The sequence below is a fragment of the Roseivirga sp. BDSF3-8 genome (assembly GCF_041449215.1).
In the GTDB taxonomy this organism is placed as follows: Bacteria; Bacteroidota; Bacteroidia; order Cytophagales; family Cyclobacteriaceae; genus JBGNFV01.
Genome location: NZ_JBGNFV010000001.1, coordinates 4820500 through 4840189 on the forward strand (window position 1 = coordinate 4820500; position 19690 = coordinate 4840189).

Sequence of the window (19690 nt, forward strand, 5' to 3'; positions counted from 1 at the left end):
AAAATAAGCCTTTTCTTCCTGCCCGAAATCTTAAATTTCAGCCATTCACTACAGGTACAGGTCAAAATAAAAATGCCTGCATGATACAGGCATTTTCATAGTCAGATGATTCGCTTACAGCTTACTTCTTCAGGAAATCGATCAGCGTCTTATTCAGCTCCTCGCGGTGGGTCAGGTTCAGGCCATGGGGGCCGCCGCTTACCTTATGGTAGGTATTGTCCGGAATTAGCTCCGCCGCCTGGTCACCCGCCGTCTCTATCGGGACAATGCCGTCCGTGTCCCCATGTATAATGAGCGTAGGCACCGTTACATTTTGACACTCCGGCCGAAAGTCCGTACCACCCCAGCTTTTGGCGCACTCGATAGTGGCCCGTGGTGAAGCATGTGAGGCAATGCTCCATGCATAGTGCAGTTGTTGCTTGCTCACCCCCGTCTTTTCGGCATTAAAAAAGTTACTGGCAAAGTCTTCCATAAAGCCTACCCTGTCCGTATGTAGCGCTTCCATGATCTCGTTTACCGCCTCTTCAGGCACCCCATCAGGGTTGTCGTCCTTCTTCGCTACCAGTGGTATAATAGATGAGATAAGGACCGCTTTGGCTATGCGGTCATTGCCATAATCCGTAAAGTAGCGAACCACTTCGCCCCCACCCATGGAGAAGCCTACTATGATGCAATCCTTCAGATCCAGTTTCAGGATTAGCGTGCGCAGGTCACGGGCCAGCGTGCTGTAATCATATGCGTCGTAAGGTTTGGACGATTCGCCGAAGCCGCGCCGGTCATAAGCTATGGCCCTGAATCCCGCATCTGCAATATCCTGCATCTGCGGCTCCCATGCCTTATGGCTTAGTGGCCAGCCGTGGATGAGTATGACGGGCTGTCCCTGTCCGTAGTCCTGGTAAAAAAGGCGGAGATTTTCTCCATTTTGTTTATCGTCTAATGAGATATATCCCATGATTCATTGCTGTTTGGTTGGTTAAAAAATGTATGGACATACAACAGCCATGTCTGGCATTTGTTAAGTCCGGGACAGATACAGCTTGCGTTTATGAGTTTGTAAATCAATGGCTTATGTAAAAGCAATGAGGCCTGCGACAGAATGTCAGCAGGCCCCATACCTGAACCGGAAATAGGTGAGAGTAAGCAGAACGCGGGGTCAGGTGATCAGCATCATATACAATGGTATGCCTATGGTGATATTGACCGGAAAGGTAATGGCCAGTGCCATAGGAATGTACAGAGCCGGATTTGCTTGCGGTGCTGCGATCTTCATGGCAGCAGGCACCGCTATGTATGAGGCACTCGCCGCAAGGATGGCAAAGAGCAGGCGGTTACCTATGCTCTCCGTGATCATGCCGCTGCACAGCGCCACGGTGCAGCCATTCACCAGCGGAACGATCACCGCAAAGACAAAAGAGAACCAGCCGTTTTGCATAAAGGAGGCCAGCCTGCGCCCTGTAGTGATGCCCATGTCCAGCAGAAATACGGCCAGAAACCCTTTAAAGATGTCAGTCGTAAAAGGCTTGATTCCCTGGGCCTGCTCCTCGCTGGCAATGAAGCCGATGGCCAGGCTACCCATTATGAGGAACACGCTACCATTGGTAACCGAGTGCCTCAGCAGGTTAGAGAAGGAAGGTTTTTCTACACTCTCCTTATCGAACCAAGCCATGAGCAGCACACCTATGATGATGCTGGGGGCCTCCATCAGGGCCATCACCGCCACCATATGTCCGCCAAATTCCAGGTGCCTTATATCCAGGAAAGACACGGTGGTGACAAAGGTTACAGCACTTACACTACCATAGGCCGCGGCTATGGCGCCCGCATTTGCCACCCCGAGCTTTCGCTTAAGTATGAAGAAGGTATATAATGGCACGAGCAGCGCCAGTATGATTCCGAAAAATAAACTGTAGAATATCTCTGCACCCAGGTCACTGTGAGCCAGCTCCTGCCCGCCCTTAAACCCGATGGCAAAGAGCAGGTACAGAGAGATAAATTTGGACGAATTGGCCGGTATGGAAAGATCACTTTTAAACCGTACCGCCAGTATGCCCAGGAAGAAGAACAGCAGTGCAGGGTTACGTAAATTATCAAGTAAGAGGTCTATATCCATGACAGGTTATGCCTTCAGTGCTACTTGTTCCTCACTTATTTCTTTGAGTTCATTCGTATGGCTATTTAGTACAAAGCCCTTCAGGCTTATTTCCCCGGACCTGATTTTATCAGCCAGTACCGGAGCGTCAGCCAGAACACCCATTTGATGCTCTATATTTACCATAGCCAGGGTTTCTCTGATGGTGTGAATATCCATTTTACTGGAAAACCTGTGCAAGTTGTCCTGGAAAAGCTCATGAAGGAAAATATTCTCGCTGCATTTATATGCATGCTTTGCTCTGATCGATTCTTTTATGAATGTACACTGGCTATCCTGTATGAGGCAGATTTCTTCGATATTCTCTCGCTCACACATTTTATTTAACACATTGGCATAGTCAGGTGAAGGCTTATCCACCACCAGACCCAGCGAGGTAAGGAAGAAGTGCTCACCATCGAAATTCTCCCTGATTGTATTCTCGATAAAGCACTCGGGACATATAAAAAATAATCTGTTCATCGTGTCTGTAGATAATGGTGATTAGTGATTTTGTTGATTATTACTGACCCTGGCCCAGAGAGTAGCCCCTTTCGCCATCAAAGTCATAGAGGTTTTCGGTTTTGATGATATCGAGTCCGTGCTCCAGGGCCTTTTGCAGGAGTTGGGGGATAGACTCAGGTGTTGCCGGCGAGCCATCTTCGTGCTCGTAGCGACAGCGCCAGTGGTCTGTACAAAAAGTCTCCTCAAAGCCTTCGGGCCATACTTTTACCCCACGGTTGGTGATCATTTTCAGGCTTATGCCATTATTCAGGCGCTGCAGTTTTTCCGCCAGTTCGTCAGGGTTACTTCCTTTCCAGTCTACGAATACATCCACCCCTTTTAGCAACTTGCGGGTGTCTGGTTTACGCTTGTAGGCGGGTAAGGTCAGTTTTATGTTCTTATCAAAGTGAACTACCGGCAAGTGCTCAGGTACCTGGCCCAGGTGACTGATCACCGCATCGGCAAACTCACTGGTTCCTACCTTTTGCGTACTCTTTTCACTGTAGATGTCAGCCGTGTGGATGCCTTTTTCTATCGTGAGCGTCCAGGCATTCGTAATTTTCTCAGCTATCTCCGGCATGCCTATCTGTGAGAGCATGAGGCAGGCTGCTCTGAGTAAGCCGCTGGGGTTAGCTACATTCTGGCCGGCAATGGGAGGGGCTGATCCGTGCACCGCTTCAAACATAGCGCAGCTTTCGCCGATATTGGCCGATCCTGCCATACCTACCGAGCCGCTTATCTGTGCTGCCACATCCGATATCACGTCGCCGTACAGGTTCGGGCTCACGATCACGTCGAACATCTCCGGCTTGTCGCTCAGCATCGCCGTACCGATATCGATGATCCATGTATCACTTTGTATGTCGGGGTACTCGGGGGCTATTTCCTTAAATACCCGGGCAAAGAGGCCGTCCGTCAGTTTCATGATATTGTCCTTTACAAAACAGCTCACTTTCTGACGCTTGTACAGGCGGGCGTATTCGAATGCGTAGCGGATGATCTTTTCACAGCCCGGGCGCGTGATCAGCTTCAGGCACTGTACCACCTCGTCCGTCTGCCGGTGTTCGATGCCTGCGTACAGGTCTTCCTCATTTTCACGGATAATCACCACGTCCATATCCGGGTGCTTGGTGGCCACATACGGATGAAAGCTGGTGCAGGGGCGCACGTTAGCATACAGTCCAAGCGACTTGCGCATGGTCACATTCAGGCTCTTATACCCTCCACCCTGGGGCGTGGTGATGGGCGCCTTCAGGAAGACCTTATTTTTACGAATGCTGTCCCAGGCTGCTTTGTCTATGCCGCTCGTGTTGCCCTGGCGGTAGAGCTGCTCCCCTATTTGTACCTCTTCATATTCCAGGTCTGCCCCGGAGGCTTTCAGTATTTTAAGGACGGCGTCCATGATCTCAGGACCAATACCATCTCCTTTTGCGATTGTGATTTTCTGTACCATGTGGTTCTGCGTTTATTACGATGGCACAAATATGGGCTTGGAAATTCATATATTTTAATTTATGTTTCCTATGGTTTACATAAAGAATATTTATGCATTACACATTCCATCAGCTCAGGGTCTTCCTGGAAGTAGTGAAGCAGCAGAGTATAACCAAGGCTGCAGAGGAAATGCACATGACCCAGCCGGCCCTGTCTATCCAGCTTAAAAACTTCCAGGCACAGTTTGATGTACCCCTTACCGGCATGTCCGGCAGGCAGTTATTTGTCACAGATTTCGGTAAAGAGATAGCGCTGCTGGCTGATAAATTACTGGAAGATGCCAACGCCATCGAGTACCGTACTAAGGCATACGAAGGCCTGGTTGCCGGTAAGCTCAAGATATCCTCTGCTTCTACAGGTAAGTACGTCATGCCCTATTTTCTCAGTGGCTTCATGCAAGAGCACCGTGGCATAGACCTGTCATTGGATGTGACCAATAAATCACGGGTACTTGAAAGTATGCGGGAAAATGAAGTAGACTTTGCCCTTGTGTCCGTACTCCCCGAGATGCTGGAAATTGAAGAAGAGACCCTGCTGGATAACCACCTGTACATGGTAGGCGCCAGCCGGGAAGAGGAAAGTGACAAGCCCATGATTTTTCGCGAAACAGGCTCCGCTACCCGCAAAGCAATGGATGAGTACCTGGAAAAAAAGCAGATCAGGAAGCCTATGGAGCTTACTTCTAACGAGGCCGTGAAGCAGGCGGTAATCGCAGGGCTGGGCTACAGCGTTATCCCCCTTATCGGTATCCATAATGAGCTCATGAATGAGCAACTGTACATCTACGAGCGGCCTGGCTTGCCGATTATAACCAAATGGCGACTTATCTGGTTGAAAAATAAGCTTCTATCCCCGGCCGCAACCGCCTATCTTAATTATGTAAGAGGGCATAAAGATCAGATTATCAGCGAAAAATTCGGCTGGGTAAAAAAGTACGTCAGGGAAACAAGCCTTCAGCCGTAATACGCTCCAGTCGATTAAATGCCCCTTGGCATTTGATTATGCCCCCCTGACATCATAAATTGATTTTTTTAACGAATTATACCCTATAGCATATGGTAAACAGCAGTGAAGCCCTGAAATTACTTAAGGAAGGAAATAAATCTTACAGAGAAGGAAAGTCGGCATTCCCTAACACCGACGTGGCCCGCCGCGACAGTGTGGTGGGTAGTCAGGAGCCCTTTGCTGTCATCATCGGATGTGCCGATAGCCGGGTGGTACCAGAGCTGGTGTTTGATACCGGCATAGGTGACCTGTTCGTGATCCGAGTGGCGGGTAATATTATAGATGATGCCGTTACCGCAAGTATCGAGTATGCCGTGAGCAACCTGGGCACCAAGCTGGTAGTCGTGCTGGGGCACGAAAGCTGCGGCGCCGTTACCGCTGCGGTAAATGAGGTGAAAGGAGGCCACCTGGATGCCCTTACTAAAGCCATAAGGCCGGCAGTGGAAACAGCCAGCAAGCAGGACGGTGATAAGGTAGACAACGCCATTCGCCAGAATGCCGTGAATATGACCAACCTGCTCCGCAATAGCGAACCGGTGATAAAGGACATGGTGGAAAACAAAGGTGTGGAAGTCGTACCCGCTTACTACTCACTCTCTACAGGTGAGGTAGAGTTCATCAATGTAGACCAAAATCACGTAGTAGCCTGATTTTCAGATTGGATACTTGCTAAAAAGAACTTATTCAGAAACCCTCCACGGAGGGTTTTTTCTATTCTCCCCGCCATAAAACAAGATGATACGGTTGCCATCCGGATCCCTCAGCCGTGCTTCCCGCCACAGCCAGCGCCTGTCTTCCGGCATTTCGTCAAAAGTAATGCCTTGCTCAGTCAGGCTATGGACCCTCTCGTCCAGGTCCTCACATTCGAAGTAGACATAAACCCCCTCGCCCTGCGGTAGCTCATCTACCTGGTGTATGGAAAAAGTAGATCCTCCGTCAGGACATTCAAAGCGGGCATAGTGCGGCAGGGAGCGAACAATGAGTATGAGACCCAGTGATTGATAAAATGGTACGGAGATACTGAGGTCGCGGGAAGGTACAGTTACCTGGTTCAGGTTCATAAAAAAAGACGGTTTTCTGCCGCTGCAAGCTACAAAAAACCGTCTTACGGTTGGAATTATATCTTAAAATCTGCCATAAACTCAGCATTCTCCTTGCTACTTTCCAGCGGAGAGCTGCCATCAAAGCGTTCCTGCTCTACAATGTAGTATTCCATGCCATTATCCTGAGCCGCTTTCAGGATGTTCCCGTAGTCGATCATGCCCGTGCCCAGCTGCGTGCTTGCCTGCGCTTCACTTTCCGGGGCGCTTTTCATACGGTCTTTAATATGGCACAGCTTCCAGCGGCCCGGGTAGTCGCGTAGCCACTTCACCGGATCTTCACCGGCCGTCACCACCCAGTAGATGTCCATCTCAAAGTCCACCAGCTCCGGATCCGTCTCTTCCATAAACAGCTTATGAGGAACCTCTCCCTCTATTTCTTTAAATGAATAGTCGTGGTTATGATAAGCAAAACCAAGGCCCGCATCCTGACATATCTTTCCATAGCGGTTAAAGTCTTCCGCCAGCTTACGGTAAGCGGCCAGGTCCTCCTGTGGACCCTCCCAGGGATCTACCAGGTAAGCTAGTCCTATCTCAGCTGCCTGGGCCGCTTTTTGCTCCGCATTTTCTTTAAAATTACAGTGGCTCGCCACCACCTTCATGCCCAGGTCCTGAATGTACGCAGCAAAGTCCGTATGGCTCATGCCCCACCACATACCCTGCTCACCGTCAAAACTTTCGATCTGCTTGTATCCGTATGAGGCCAGCTTTTCCAGTGTTCCTTTCGGGTCCTCTGCCATCGCTTCCTTTACCGTCCATAATTGTATACCAAAAGGCGCTATCGCGCTCATAGCGACCGCATCAGCCGAGTCTGTCGCAGTCGAATCCGCTGTGTTATCAGCGCTATTACCGCTCTTATTTTCACAACTGTAAAGCGGAGCCATCAGTCCCCCCAGGGCAACGCCACCCAGCGCATAGCCCCCTATTTTCAAAAAGGTTCTTCTGTCGGTTCTCTTCATTTTTGGTTTGGTCAGTGAGTTATACGGCCCAGGCGCGGTCGCCTTTTTCATAATCCGTGCAGCCATCGTAGCGGCCCGGCGTTTCTATGTAGCGAAGGGCTTCCGTAGCGCCTACTTGAGATGAAAAGTAGCCCAGTACAGTCAGCTCCTTCATCATTTTAAAATAGTGGATCGGAGGCTTTTCCTCATTTTTGCCAGGCATAGCCTTACGTTTTTTTGCCGCTTCCGCCATTTCCTCATTTATCCCGTTAAGGAAAGCCAGCTTTTCCTCCGGAGTGCCTAACATAAAGATCTTATCATGCTGCTCTTCAAAACCGTCCCGGATCTTCTGCAGACCACTCATAAACACCTGCTGCTCATCCGGTTCATAGCAGTCCCGCACCATCATAGCGATAAAGCTGCCGATGCCTACGGCCTTTGCTCCCGGTGTGTCCGTCTTAGGGATGATCGTCTCCCCTATTTCATTCAGCATCGCCAGGTCACGTTCTTCAAATTTCGGTCCGGTGTCCTCCTTTTTTTCGGTGTTCGCAGCCGTGTTTTCCGGACCGTCATCACAGCCCGTAAGGATGAGCTCCGTAGCTACGATAGCCCCGGCAGACCAGAGGGACATGACCCGGATAGCTTCTCTCCTTTTCATATGTTTCCTCTTTTAAGTTCTTCAAAAGCATGGTCCACAGCCCTCGCCGTGAGCGCCATGTATGTAAGCGAAGGGTTCTGGCACGCCCCCGAGGTCATACACGCCCCGTCTGTCACGTATACGTTCTTTGCTTCCCATACCTGGTTATACTCATTCAGTACCGAGGTCTTAGGGTCACGGCCCATACGAGCCGTGCCCATTTCATGGATGCCCTGCCCTATGGTGTAGCCCCTGTCAAAGGTAGATACGTTCTTTAACCCGGCGGCTTCCAGCATTTCGGCCGCATCGTTCATCATATCCACCCGCATTTTCTTCTCATTATCCTTGATGTCGCAGTCCATTACCAGCACAGGCAGGCCCCACTTATCCGTCTCGGTTTTGCTGAGTGATATTTTATTCTCATGGTAAGGAAGAATCTCACCAAAAGCCGTGATACCCATATTCCACGGCCCCGGTTCAGTCAGCGCATTCTTAAGGTCCTCCCCTATGCCCAGCTCCGCGATGTCGCGCTGCCAGTTGCTCCGGTTCGCACTGCCCTGGTAGCCAAAGCCCCGGATGTACGGCCGGTCATTGCCATTAAGGTTTCGGTATCGGGGTATGTATATGCCATTAGGTCGGCGGCCGTAGTAGTACTTATCCTCATAGCCTTCCACATCCCCTTCCGCACCCACGCGAAAGTGGTGGTCCATCACATTATGCCCCAGCTCGCCGGAGCTGCTGCCAAGCCCTTCAGGCCAGATGTCCGTAGCCGAGTTCATCAGCACCCAGGCTGAGTTGAGCGCCGAAGCACACACGAAAACCACCTTTGCTTTATAATGGTACGTTTTCTCCTCTATCGCATCCAGTATCTCCACCCCGGTGGCCTTTTGCGTGTCCTTATCATATAAGATACGTGTTACAATAGCCCAGGGGCGCAGGGTAAGGTTGCCCGTCTTCATAGCAGCCGGTAAGGTCGAGCTTTGCGTACTGAAGTAAGCACCAAAAGGACACCCCAGCCAGCACTTATTCCGGTACTGACACTGGTAGCGCCCCTCCAGCGGAGCCGTCAGATTAGCCGAGCGGCCTATGATCATGCGGCGTGCATCATTGTAGTGGTCACGGATGCGTTTGGCTACGTCCTTCTCCACGCAGGTCATTTCCATCGGCGGCAGAAACTCGCCATCAGGCAACTGTGGCAGGTTTTCCCTGGAGCCGTTTATACCCGAGAAGCGCTCCACCTTATCATACCAGGGGGCCACATCCTCATACCGGATAGGCCAGTCCACTGCTATGCCGTCTTTAGCATTAGCCTCGAAGTCCATCGGACTCAGGCGGTAGCTCTGCCGCCCCCACATTAGCGACCGGCCTCCTACATGATAGCCGCGGTACCAGTCAAAGGGCTTTTCCTCCACATAAGGGCTTTCCTTTTCATGTACCCAAAAGCCAGGGTTTTGCTCATTAAGCACATAGTCCCGCCTGAGTACCGGATGCTCCTTTATCATTTCCTGCGGCACCTTGCCACGGTGGGGAATATCCCACGGGTTTTTACGGGCACTTTCATAATCTTTGATGTGCTCGATGTTTTTGCCCCTTTCAAGCAGGAGGGTCTTCATACCCTTTTCAGTCAGTTCCTTTGCGGCCCACCCGCCGCTGATACCGGAACCTATTACGATCGCGTCATATTCCGTAGCTGCCATTTATTTCGTGTTCCTTATCTGTTACTATCCGTTACCCCAGTCCGCAGGTGGCAAAAGCCTTCTTCAGCGAGACCAGATTGTTTTTTTCTTTAGGAATAAATTCCTGAGCCACATAGCCTTTAAATCCTGTATCCGCTATGGCCTTCATGATGGCAGGGTAGTATAGCTCCTGCCCCTCGTCCGGCTCATTGCGGCCCGGCACCCCCGCCGTGTGGTAGTGCCCTATGTGTAGCTGGCTATCACGAAGGGTACGGATCACGTCCCCCTCCATTATCTGCATATGGTAGATGTCGTACAGCAGCTTAAAGTGCTCGCTGTCCAGCCGCCGGCACAGGTCTACACCCCAGGCCGTATGATCCGCCATGTAGTCCGGGTGGTCTACCTTACTGTTCAGCAGCTCCATGTGCAGTACCACACCGTATTGCTCCGCCAGGGGCAGCACCTCGCCTAGGCCTCTCACACAATTCTGCAGGCCCTCCTCTTCGCTCAGGCTACGCCGGTTGCCACTAAAGCATATCAGGTTCCTATATCCCGCCTCTGCCACCCGGGGTATCATGTCCCGGTAGTTTTTCACCAGGTCAGCATGGTGCGTCGTGTCCGCCCACCCATCCGTCAGGTTAAGTTCTGCCCCGTTACACATGCTCGAGTCCAGGCCGTGTTTCTTTAGCGTGTCCCAGTCATCCGGGCCCACCAGGTCTATTGCCTGGGCACCCATGCTTTTGACTTCTTTGCAAAGCCTGTTGAGCGACATACTGCCAAAGGTCCAGCGGCACACCGAGTGCCTGTAGGGAGTGGGAGCGCTGGTGACATAGCTCTGAGACGTTTCTGCAAGCGCTTCTACACCCCAGGCAGGCATAAGTGCCAGCGCCGCACCCCCTGCTGCCAGTTTTTTCAATGATGTGCGCCTGCTTTCCCCTTTCATACCTGAATGGGGTTTTCCTTCGAAGCATCCTTGCGGCGGTATACGGTACGCATGTAGACAAAGAGCCCCGCAAAGGCAAGAATGAGAATACCGGGTATGATGAGCGTGGCATTCAGCACTTCCGGGCCGGCAGCACTGCGGGCGGCCAGGTATTGCGTGGCCATCTCAGTGCCCTCCTGTGCATTTTTGTAGATATCCAGGTTGGCGCCTGCCGGTAGGCGCGTAAGCACCAGCCGGTCGTAAAACCCGCCCATGAACATCGTATAGATAGATACCGCAAACATACCGGCCCCACCAATAAGGCTGATCCCTACAGCCCCGGTCCTGGGCAGGTACTCGGCTACGAAGCCGATCATGGTGGGCCAGAAGTAACACACGCCGATACCGAATACCAGCGCACCGGCAAAAATAGCCGCTCCCGTCGTATTAGCGATGAGATAAAGCCCCAGAAAAGAAATGATAGCCGACGCCAGAAGCATGCCCGTAGTAGAGATTTTTTTCGCTACCGGCCCTGCCAGGCCACGCCCGATCACCATTACCCCCGTAGTCAGCATAAGCAACAGGATAGGGTTTTCCGTAACATTACTTAGCAAAAGAGGGCTCCACTGGTTCACAAACAGCTCAGTAATCGCCGTGCCGAACATGCAGATTACCATAAAGATAAATAGCGGGTTAAGCAAAGACCGGTACATCTCCCTGGATGAGACACCAATAGCCACACGCTCGGTGACGGGTAGCTCCTGGTAAAAGAACAGATGCCCGTAGGCTAGTGTAGGTAGTATCATGACCGCCATTTGCCATTGCCAGCCAATGCCCAATTTGTTGAAGAAAAAGACAACCAGAGAACCGATAACTATACCCGCCGGAAACCACAGGTGAAAGTGGTTGAGCTTGGTAGTTTTATTATCAGGATAGAGAGAAGCCACCAGAGGGTTACAGGCCGCCTCCACGGTGCCGTTGGCAATTCCTATAAGTAATGTGGAAATAAAGAGTGTCCAGTAGCCTGTACTGAAAATAGTCATCACAATGCCCACCAGGTGAAAAAAGAAGGCCAGCATCAGGATCTTTTTCATGCCGATGGCATCCACCAGCATGCCACCGATAATAACGGCGAGGGGAAAACTCCAGAATGCAGTGGCAGCGATATTAGCCAATTGTACGCCCGAGAGCTGAAACTCCGCTTCCCACTGGTTAAGCAGGCCGGCACGAATGCCGAAGGAGAGCGAGGTAACAAGTAAGGCGAGGCAACTGGCAAAAAATAACTTGGATCTTTGGGAGGATAGCATATTTACTATTTATTGCCTATTCTTCCTGTTAATATTCTGAAATTCATTCTTAGAAACAAATTTTTACTTCGTATAATAAATGAAAAGGCAAATACTTCGCATGGGAATGATCGGAGGTGGCCCGGGGTCTTTTATCGGAGCCATTCACCGTACCGCAGCACAAATGGACAGCCTGGTGCAACTGGTGTGCGGCACCTTTAGCAGCAAAATTGAAAAGTCACAGGAGATGGGACGTGAACTCAGCCTCTCCCCTAACCGCATATACCGGGACTATGAAGAAATGATCAGGCGGGAAAGTGAGTTGCCTGCCGATGAGCGGATGGATTTCGTAAGCATTGTAACGCCCAACCATGTGCACTTTGCCCCCGCAGCGGCTGCCCTCAGAGCCGGCTTTCATGTCGTGCTGGATAAGCCCATGACCCTCACCCTGGAGGAATCCAGAGAGCTGGCGAAGATCATCGATGAAACCAATATGTTTTTCTGCCTTACGCATACCTATACAGGTTACCCCATGGTAAAGCAGGCCCGGCAGATGGTACTGAACGGTGACTTTGGGAAGATTAGAAAGGTGTATGTCGAATACCCCCAGGGCTGGCTTAGTACCCCCCTCGAGCAGGAAGGCAATAAACAGGCCGGCTGGCGCACAGACCCGTCAAAAAGCGGCAAAGGCGGCGCCATGGGGGACATAGGCACCCATGCCTTTAACCTCGCAGAGTATGCCAGTGGCCTTAAAGTAAGCCATCTATGTGCAGACCTGCATACCAAAGTGCCCAACCGCGTGCTGGATGATGATGGCGCCATGCTCCTTCGCTTTGAGAACGGTGCCAGTGGTGTACTAATGGCTACCCAAATAGCTGCCGGTGAAGAAAATAATATTAAAGTACGCGTATACGGAGAGAAAGGAGGCCTGGAGTGGCAGCAGGAAGACCCCAATACCCTGCAGGTAAAGTGGCTGGATAAGCCCAAGCAAATCTACCGCACAGGTACCCCCTATGTGTCCTCCTACGCTTCAGCGAATGCCCGCACCCCCGCCGGCCACCCTGAGGGGTACCTCGAAGCTTTTGCAAACCACTACCGCAACTTTTCCCGCTCCCTCCTCGCCCGTCTCAATGGCGAGGAGCCCGAAAAGGAATGGCTGGACTATCCCGGCACCGAAGACGGCCTGCGTGGCATGGCCTTTGTCGAGCTCGCGGTGGAGAACAGCAAGCAGGGCCAAAAGTGGACGGAATTCAAGGTGTGAAACCCTAATGATTGATTTGCATAAATGACATCCGTAGAGACGCGATTTATCGCGTCTTGCCTCTTCTGGCAGCATGACCGTAAATAGGCGTGAAGCTGGTTAAAGAATGATAGATATATCACCTATAAAAACCTGATTTATTACGCCTTCCAGAATAATTGATGAAGATGTGTAAAATGAAAAAAGGAAGCCAAATGGCTTCCTTTTATATTATCATGGTCCTATGATACAATTCGTATCCGGACCTCCGGAGCATAACTCCGGCTGGTCTGCACTGTCCCCGGTAGGACAGTCATGAGTTGGTCCACAACCCGAACAGAAGGTCAGGTTTCCTCCACGTATGCCTTTGAGGCTCGTTGTGAAAGAATCCAGCGTCAGATCTTTTAGCTTCATTTTATCTTTTTTCATAATGATATATTAGTTAGTAGATGAACTTTTCTTTTCACAGTTTAATAGCCGGTTATGGTAAAGTGATTATGGAAAACCCAGGGAAATCCTGCCTTCTCTTTAATGTTTATCAAACACAATTAAAATAGACTTTTTTACCTGAAAAGCAAATAGGTATTGAAAGTGAGTATCATCCGTAGAGACGCGATTTATCACGTCTTGCCTCGTCTGGCAGGATAGCCGAATGAAAGTGTGAAAAGTTGGTAGTATTACCCTCTGACGAGATGTAAATTAAGAAAGGAAGCCATTTGGCTTCCTTTTATTTCTTGAAATAACTTATTAGCTAGGCGGAGGACACCCGTTAGCATATTGCGTATTTATTGACTTATTAAGCATTGTACCTTTACAGCTTGAAGTGTATTCAACTGAAACGGTAACATCTCCATTAATTGGAGGCTCAACTGTCAGGTATGAGGTGCCCTGCCCAGAGATAATTGTCGTATAGGGACTTACCGTCCACTGGTAGCTTCCGGAATTTGTGTCATCTGTAGTTGCCGCAAAACTAACGTAATCGCCGAAGCAATAATCATTCTCTTGTGTAAGCCCTATGGTAAAAGGAACTGCACAGTTTTTCGAGATATATAGGGTTGCCGTACATTGAGTGCCTTCTATTTCGCTTGACATAAAAGCCTCTATAGTTCCTCCGTTAAAATTAGATCCGAATTTTAATGTTACGGATTGGGACATCTGACCACTAGTTATCGATATATTTCCGCTTTTTACACTCCAGTACCTAAGATCAGATGTGACGTTAGTAGAATATGTATACGTTCCGCTTGTACCAGGATATACAGAAGAGCTTCCTTGAATACTACATACTTGAATTGGTGAAATATTGTAGATTTCACTGCAGACAGTTCCTTGATTATCAGAACCTATCGCACGAATGCTTCCTCCGTTAAAATAAGGTCCGAAGCTTAATGTAACATTAGAGGTGCCTTGTCCGCTGACAATTGAAATATCACCGCTTTGAATTGACCAGGTTACATCATTTAGATTTATGTTGGAATCATAAGTGTACGATTTTGTAGCGCCAGGTGCTACAGGTGAAGACCCTGAAATATTACAGTATGTAATTACTGTTTCCACATTATCTATCTGGCTAGAGGTTTTTTCCGGAGGCGTTAAGTTTTCTTTCTCACAAGAAAATAATGTTATCGTGAGAAAAGCCGTGATCAGGCTTATGTAATTGATTGATTTCATAATATATTCCGAAGTTATATTTTAATAAAATGGTCCACCTTCACAGTCGGCTCTAAAATCAGCATATTTCATAGTACTGGTCGGGTAATTGGGACAAGTAGTAGAAGTATGTACTAATGAAACCGAAAACCTTCCGGATTCCGGATAAGATTCGACTCGTAAGTATTTTGTACCCTGCCCACTCAGTATTGCAGCTCCTGAACTCACTGTCCAATCATAATAACCATCCTCTGAATTATCACTTGTGATTCCCCAAAAATTGAAGTTTTCGCCTGGACAGAATTCTTTTACTTGATATATGCTAATACTCGGCGGTGTACAGGTAACCATCTCATCTATCACAAACCTTTCTGCACAAGAATTTAATTCACCAATCGCTTCACACTCAATTATCCCTCCACTAAAATTTGGTCCAAAACTTAGACTGACAGTAGATGAGCTGCTCCCTGACACGATTGAAATATCACCGCTAACAATTGACCAATTATAAAACGGGTAGATCAATTCTGTGGTCATAGTATAATTGCCAGTGCTATTTCTCTCGGCATCGTTGCTTCCACTGATACTGCATTCGGCCGGTACATCTGATTGGTGTTCTGTATCAAATTTACTTTTGGAAGTGGGTTGAATTTCTTCCTCACCACAAGAGAATAATGCTATCGTGAGAAAAGCCATTACCAGGCCTAAGTAATTAATTGATTTCATAAATAGTCTTTCTTTACGGTTATTAAAAAATAGTATATTAATACAAAATATATTTATTCTGTTTGACAACAAAGGGTTAAGTTATAAATGATTATATACATCAGTGTGGTTTGATTTAGGTTTAATTAAATTAATTAACAAGGGTTGTTTCCAGAGATAGAATGATTGGTTGAAAGCTTCTAAATAGTAAACTGCTACAGTGCTACCTTGCCTTCGTGGAACATCATGATAGAATAGGATTACCGCTAAATTTATTACCTTTTAACCGGTAGAAGAATTACTACCTGTCAGAAAACCGTTTTTAGAGTATGATAAAGCAATTTTTTATAACTGTCGTGCTGGCTTTGTTGGTCACATCAGCTTTCGCCCAGGAATCGATCTTTGACAGATCGGAGGTCGTATCTCCTGAAATACATCAGGACGGATCGGTTACCTTCAGACTGTATTCACCAGAGGCAGAGGCGGTGCAGGTGACCGGCGACTTCCTTAACTCTCAGGATGGGGCCCGCCCTATGGCCATTATGCAGAAGGATGGCAAGGGCCTGTGGAGCTATACGACTGATGCGCTGGAATCAGAGCTTTACTCCTATAATCTGATGGTAGACGGCGTGAAGACCATAGACCCGAGCCATGCGCACACCATACGGGACGTAGCCAATATATTCAACTACTTTATTATCGAGGGTGATGACTACACGGAACTTTATAAGGTACATCAGGTGCCTCATGGCGCGGTGAGTTACGTATGGTACCCTTCGCCAATAGTGGAAAAGGACCGGCGCATGGCAGTATATACCCCACCCGGCTACGAAAGTGATGACAAAGACTACCCGGTCTTTTACCTGCTGCACGGTATGGGTGGCGATGAAGAGGCCTGGCTGGGACTGGGCCGGACAGCCCAGATCATGGATAACCTGATAGCGCAAGGGAAGGCAGAGCCCATGATAGTGGTCATGACGAACGGAAACGTAGCCCAGGAGGCAGCAGCCGGCATGGGCAGCGAAGGAATGGTACAACCTACTTTCGACCATCCGAATACAATGGACGGCCTGTTTGAAGAGTCTTTCACGGACGTAATGGCCTACGTGGAAAGCCACTACCGGGTAAAGGATGAAAAGAGCAGCCGTGCCATTGCAGGCCTGTCTATGGGTGGATTTCATGCCGCCAATATATCGCGGCACTACCCCAATACCTTCGATTACATCGGGCTCTTCTCCCCCGCCCTCCATGTAGACCTTTCGCAGTTTCCGGATGCCTTGGCCTACCAAAATGCTGACCAGAAACTCAGGCAACAGATGCAGGACGGCTATGAGCTATACTGGATCGCTATTGGCGAAAAAGACTTCGATGTGCTGCTGAAGGGGGTGGAGGACTATACGGCTAAGATGGATGATATGGGTATGGGCAGGTCTTATGAAGCAAAGAGAACGGAGGGTGGCCATACCTGGGTAAACTGGCGCAGGTATCTGGTTGATTTTACTCAGAGACTTTTTAAGTAGTTTAAGCAACAACAGATCGAAAGTTGCAAACTTTCTTTGCTTGTGCAGTTTCCAAGTTAGACCATGTTAAACTTGAAATAGGAAACAGTCAATCTATTTTTCAAGTCTGCTAACTAATTTCTCTACTTCGAAAAGTAAATCTGAAGTACATTTTGTAGATATATCAATTATTTCTGAGGAAGATATATACTGATCATATCCAGATGGTCTTTCAGTGGCTTACCATTAGCCGTCACACCCCCTATCAGGAGAGATCGCGTTTCGCCATAGGTAAGCGTATTACCTTCTATCACATTACTATGATAGTTCCACTCCATGCGGATCTTTTGCGCAAGTCTTTCCCTCGCATCCCGGTCAAGGGTGCCAAGTGAGTCAAGTTCAGCTTTAAGCGTGTCTATCTGCTCTATTTTTGCTAAAAGATCCATTTCATTTTACTGATGCCCGGATAAATAATGTAATTGATGGCTTATTAGATGCCAATTCTAATCAAAAAGGTCAAAATATCTTCTCTTCCAAAGCAATAACTCTCTATTTCCCTATTTTCCCCCAAAATTTCTATCTTACCCCTCGGGCACTAGCCACCATTTTTTATAATAGTCAACCGAACACACGAGTATGAAGACCATAAAGGGGCCGGGCATCTTTTTGGCCCAGTTTTTTGACGATCAGCAGGAACCTTTCAACAACCTGTCCAATATGTGCAAATGGGCCGCTGGCCTGGGGTACAAGGGCGTTCAGATACCCAGCAATGTTACCGGCCTGATGGACCTGGAAAAGGCCGCCAACAGCCAGGACTATGCCGATGAGCTGAAAGGTATAGTCAACGAAGCCGGCCTTGAGATCACCGAGCTTTCCGCTCATATACAAGGGCAACTCGTCGCCGTGCATCCTGCATACGATCTGCTCTTTGATAATTTCGGTCCTGCAGAAGCCCGGGGCAATGTGCAGGCCAAATCCGAGTGGGCCACCCGGCAGATGAAGTTCGCCGCCAAAGCCAGTCGCCGGCTAGGGCTCAACGCGTGTGCCGCTTTTAGTGGAGCCCTCTTGTGGCCCATGCTTTACCCGTGGCCTCAGCGCCCTGCCGGGCTCGTAGACCAGGGCTTTGCCGAACTCGGTAAACGCTGGAAGCCTATCCTCAATGCCTTTGAAGAAGAAGGGGTAGACGTGTGCTTCGAACTTCACCCGGGAGAAGACCTGCACGATGGCGTCACCTTCGAACGCTTTCTGGAAGAGGTGGGCGGCCACAGCCGCGCCAATATTCTATACGACCCCAGTCACTTCCTGCTACAGTGTATGGATTACCTGGAGTTTATCGACATTTACCATGAGCGTATCCGTATGTTCCATGTGAAGGATGCTGAGTTTAATCCCAGTGGCAGACAAGGCGTGTACGGAGGCTTCCAAGGCTGGGTAAAACGCGCCGGCCGCTTCCGCTCATTGGGCGATGGACAGGTGGACTTTACCGGAGTTTTCAGTAAACTTACGGAATACGGCTTCGACGGCTGGGCCGTGATGGAATGGGAGTGCGCCCTCAAAAGTGCCGAGCAGGGCGCTGAGGAAGGAGCAAACTTCATCAGCGACCATATCATACACACTACGGGCAAAGCCTTTGATGACTTTGCTGATGCCGGCAGTGATGCCGAAAAGAACAAAAGAATACTTGGAATAAACTGATATACATGCGTAACCTACTTTTTGCCGTTGCCCTGGTATGCCTGACGGCAGCGTGCGACGGAACTGAGAATGCCAAAGAGCAGGAAACCGGAGGAGGCACAACTGAAAAACCCACTCTCAGTGAAGAACCTTCACCTCAACTTACCGAGGTGCAGACCCGGGGAAAGAAGCTTATGGAAATGTCTACCTGCCCTACATGCCATGCCATTAATGAGAAGCTGGTTGGTCCCGCCTATGTAGATGTGGCCCGCCGTTATGATGAGGAGGCAGACACTACCCTTAGCTACCTGGCAGGCAAAGTAATAAATGGCGGAAAGGGAAACTGGGGTGAAGTGCCTATGACACCTAATCCGCAGGTCTCACAGGAAGAAGCGGAAGATATGGTCCGTTTTATTTTATCCTTAAACGATCAGGAATAATGAAGAACATCTATTTATCCTTTGCCGTGGCTTCCTGCATGCTGGTAGCCTGTGAGGGAGAGAACAAAAACAGCAACCAGGACAACCAAACGGCTATGACAGAAGATACCACCCAAAGCAGCCAGCCGGAGAGCGAATGGATCACCTTGTTCGATGGCGAAAGCCTGCAGGGCTGGCACCGCTATGGCGGCGAGCCCGTGGGCGATGCCTGGAAAGCAGTAGACGGTACCCTGCACCTGGACACTGCCGATGCCGCCTATGCTAATGGCGGCGGCGGTGACATTGTAACGGATGAGGAGTTTGAGGACTTTCACCTGGAACTTGAATGGAAGATCTCCGAAAACGGCAATAGCGGGATCATGTTCTATGTAAATGAGGATACCAGCAAGTACCAGTATCCCTACGAAAGCGGCCCGGAAATGCAGGTGCTGCACGATGAGGGGCACCCCGACGGGCAGATCGACAAGCACCAGGCAGGCGACCTTTACGACCTGATCAGGTCACAGGAAAAAGCCGCTAAGGGGCCGGGTGAATGGAATAAGGTGGACATCATAGCGCAGGATGGTAACCTGGAGCTTAAGCTTAATGGTACCACGACCGTACAGACCACCATGTGGGATGATAACTGGCGCGACCTGATCGCCGGTAGCAAGTTTGCCGAGTGGGATGGTTTTGGCACCTACAAAAAGGGCCATATTGTGCTGCAGGATCATGATGACAATGTTTGGTTCCGCAACATCCGGATCAAGAGATTATAGAAACAAAAAAGCGGCTTTATGGCCGCTTTTTTTA

The 19690-nt window shown here is 49.4% G+C and carries 21 protein-coding genes; 7 read left to right on the plus strand and 14 right to left on the minus strand.

All coding sequences use genetic code 11. The features are described 5' to 3' along the window. Positions 1 to 121: 121 nt before the first annotated feature. The 4 genes from AB9P05_RS19925 to AB9P05_RS19940 all read right to left on the minus strand — a co-directional run bounded on the left by AB9P05_RS19925 (position 122) and on the right by AB9P05_RS19940 (position 4085). Positions 122 to 952, minus strand: a complete 831-nt coding sequence (locus AB9P05_RS19925) for an alpha/beta fold hydrolase (RefSeq protein ID WP_371910597.1) — start codon at positions 950 to 952, stop codon at positions 122 to 124. 201 nt (positions 953 to 1153) lie between these two features. Beyond that, positions 1154 to 2110 carry a sodium-dependent bicarbonate transport family permease gene (locus AB9P05_RS19930; protein ID WP_371910598.1) on the minus strand — a complete coding sequence of 319 codons (957 nt, stop codon included), beginning with the start codon at positions 2108 to 2110 and terminating at the stop codon, positions 1154 to 1156. A 6-nt stretch (positions 2111 to 2116) separates the two neighbouring features. After that, positions 2117 to 2611 (minus strand): hypothetical protein, encoded by a 495-nt coding sequence (locus tag AB9P05_RS19935; RefSeq protein ID WP_371910599.1) that lies wholly within the window; start codon positions 2609 to 2611, stop codon positions 2117 to 2119. A gap of 40 nt (positions 2612 to 2651) precedes the next feature. Further along, positions 2652 to 4085 carry an NADP-dependent isocitrate dehydrogenase gene (locus AB9P05_RS19940; RefSeq protein WP_371910600.1) on the minus strand — a complete coding sequence of 478 codons (1434 nt, stop codon included), beginning with the start codon at positions 4083 to 4085 and terminating at the stop codon, positions 2652 to 2654. 92 nt (positions 4086 to 4177) lie between these two features. On the opposite strand from AB9P05_RS19940, the gene AB9P05_RS19945 reads away from it, so the two are divergent. Further along, positions 4178 to 5089 (plus strand): LysR family transcriptional regulator, encoded by a 912-nt coding sequence (locus AB9P05_RS19945; protein WP_371910601.1) that lies wholly within the window; start codon positions 4178 to 4180, stop codon positions 5087 to 5089. 92 nt (positions 5090 to 5181) lie between these two features. After that, positions 5182 to 5781 carry a carbonic anhydrase gene (locus AB9P05_RS19950; protein WP_371910602.1) on the plus strand — a complete coding sequence of 200 codons (600 nt, stop codon included), beginning with the start codon at positions 5182 to 5184 and terminating at the stop codon, positions 5779 to 5781. A 30-nt stretch (positions 5782 to 5811) separates the two neighbouring features. On the opposite strand, the gene AB9P05_RS19955 is transcribed toward AB9P05_RS19950, so the two are convergent. Genes AB9P05_RS19955 through AB9P05_RS19980 form a run of 6 tightly spaced genes read right to left on the minus strand, consistent with a single transcriptional unit; the run spans position 5812 to position 11711 of the window. Continuing rightward, positions 5812 to 6192, minus strand: a complete 381-nt coding sequence (locus AB9P05_RS19955) for a VOC family protein (RefSeq protein ID WP_371910603.1) — start codon at positions 6190 to 6192, stop codon at positions 5812 to 5814. Between the two features lie 56 nt (positions 6193 to 6248). After that, positions 6249 to 7190: a sugar phosphate isomerase/epimerase family protein gene (locus tag AB9P05_RS19960; RefSeq protein ID WP_371910604.1), complete on the minus strand. Its 942-nt coding sequence runs from the start codon at positions 7188 to 7190 to the stop codon at positions 6249 to 6251. Positions 7191 to 7209: 19 nt separating this feature from the next. Beyond that, the gene (locus tag AB9P05_RS19965; RefSeq protein ID WP_371910605.1) at positions 7210 to 7827 is read right to left on the minus strand and encodes a gluconate 2-dehydrogenase subunit 3 family protein; all 618 of its coding nucleotides are present in this window, start codon (positions 7825 to 7827) and stop codon (positions 7210 to 7212) included. Beyond that, positions 7824 to 9503 (minus strand): GMC oxidoreductase, encoded by a 1680-nt coding sequence (locus tag AB9P05_RS19970; RefSeq protein WP_371910606.1) that lies wholly within the window; start codon positions 9501 to 9503, stop codon positions 7824 to 7826. The genes AB9P05_RS19965 and AB9P05_RS19970 overlap by 4 nt, the downstream gene beginning before the upstream one ends. Before the next feature lie 31 nt (positions 9504 to 9534). Next, positions 9535 to 10425, minus strand: coding sequence for a hydroxypyruvate isomerase family protein (locus AB9P05_RS19975; protein ID WP_371910607.1), 891 nt, complete (start codon positions 10423 to 10425; stop codon positions 9535 to 9537). Next, a complete protein-coding gene (locus tag AB9P05_RS19980) occupies positions 10422 to 11711 on the minus strand; it encodes a sugar MFS transporter (protein ID WP_371910608.1) in 1290 nt (429 codons plus the stop codon). The genes AB9P05_RS19975 and AB9P05_RS19980 overlap by 4 nt, the downstream gene beginning before the upstream one ends. 79 nt (positions 11712 to 11790) lie before the next feature. Here AB9P05_RS19980 and AB9P05_RS19985 point away from each other — a divergent pair, with 79 nt between their 5' ends. Continuing rightward, positions 11791 to 12951 (plus strand): Gfo/Idh/MocA family protein, encoded by a 1161-nt coding sequence (locus AB9P05_RS19985; RefSeq protein WP_371910609.1) that lies wholly within the window; start codon positions 11791 to 11793, stop codon positions 12949 to 12951. Between the two features lie 213 nt (positions 12952 to 13164). On the opposite strand, the gene AB9P05_RS19990 is transcribed toward AB9P05_RS19985, so the two are convergent. The 3 genes from AB9P05_RS19990 to AB9P05_RS20000 all read right to left on the minus strand — a co-directional run bounded on the left by AB9P05_RS19990 (position 13165) and on the right by AB9P05_RS20000 (position 15306). Next, entirely contained in the window at positions 13165 to 13359 is a 195-nt protein-coding gene (locus AB9P05_RS19990; protein WP_371910610.1) for a hypothetical protein, read from the minus strand. A 318-nt stretch (positions 13360 to 13677) separates the two neighbouring features. Then, positions 13678 to 14601 carry a hypothetical protein gene (locus AB9P05_RS19995; protein ID WP_371910611.1) on the minus strand — a complete coding sequence of 308 codons (924 nt, stop codon included), beginning with the start codon at positions 14599 to 14601 and terminating at the stop codon, positions 13678 to 13680. A gap of 21 nt (positions 14602 to 14622) precedes the next feature. Continuing rightward, entirely contained in the window at positions 14623 to 15306 is a 684-nt protein-coding gene (locus tag AB9P05_RS20000) for a hypothetical protein (protein ID WP_371910612.1), read from the minus strand. A 308-nt stretch (positions 15307 to 15614) separates the two neighbouring features. Here AB9P05_RS20000 and AB9P05_RS20005 point away from each other — a divergent pair, with 308 nt between their 5' ends. After that, a complete protein-coding gene (locus tag AB9P05_RS20005) occupies positions 15615 to 16805 on the plus strand; it encodes an esterase (protein ID WP_371910613.1) in 1191 nt (396 codons plus the stop codon). 167 nt (positions 16806 to 16972) lie between these two features. On the opposite strand, the gene AB9P05_RS20010 is transcribed toward AB9P05_RS20005, so the two are convergent. Continuing rightward, positions 16973 to 17230 (minus strand): hypothetical protein, encoded by a 258-nt coding sequence (locus tag AB9P05_RS20010; protein ID WP_371910614.1) that lies wholly within the window; start codon positions 17228 to 17230, stop codon positions 16973 to 16975. A gap of 190 nt (positions 17231 to 17420) precedes the next feature. Between AB9P05_RS20010 and AB9P05_RS20015 the strand changes: the two genes are divergently transcribed. From AB9P05_RS20015 to AB9P05_RS20025, 3 genes are read left to right on the plus strand one after another with little or no spacing between them, the layout of a single operon-like run. Further along, entirely contained in the window at positions 17421 to 18479 is a 1059-nt protein-coding gene (locus AB9P05_RS20015) for a sugar phosphate isomerase/epimerase family protein (protein WP_371910615.1), read from the plus strand. A gap of 5 nt (positions 18480 to 18484) precedes the next feature. After that, the gene (locus AB9P05_RS20020) at positions 18485 to 18898 is read left to right on the plus strand and encodes a c-type cytochrome (RefSeq protein ID WP_371910616.1); all 414 of its coding nucleotides are present in this window, start codon (positions 18485 to 18487) and stop codon (positions 18896 to 18898) included. Continuing rightward, complete coding sequence (locus AB9P05_RS20025) at positions 18898 to 19656, plus strand: DUF1080 domain-containing protein (protein WP_371910617.1); 759 nt, start codon at positions 18898 to 18900, stop codon at positions 19654 to 19656. Before AB9P05_RS20020 ends, AB9P05_RS20025 begins: the two co-directional genes overlap by 1 nt. Positions 19657 to 19690 lie beyond the last annotated feature (34 nt).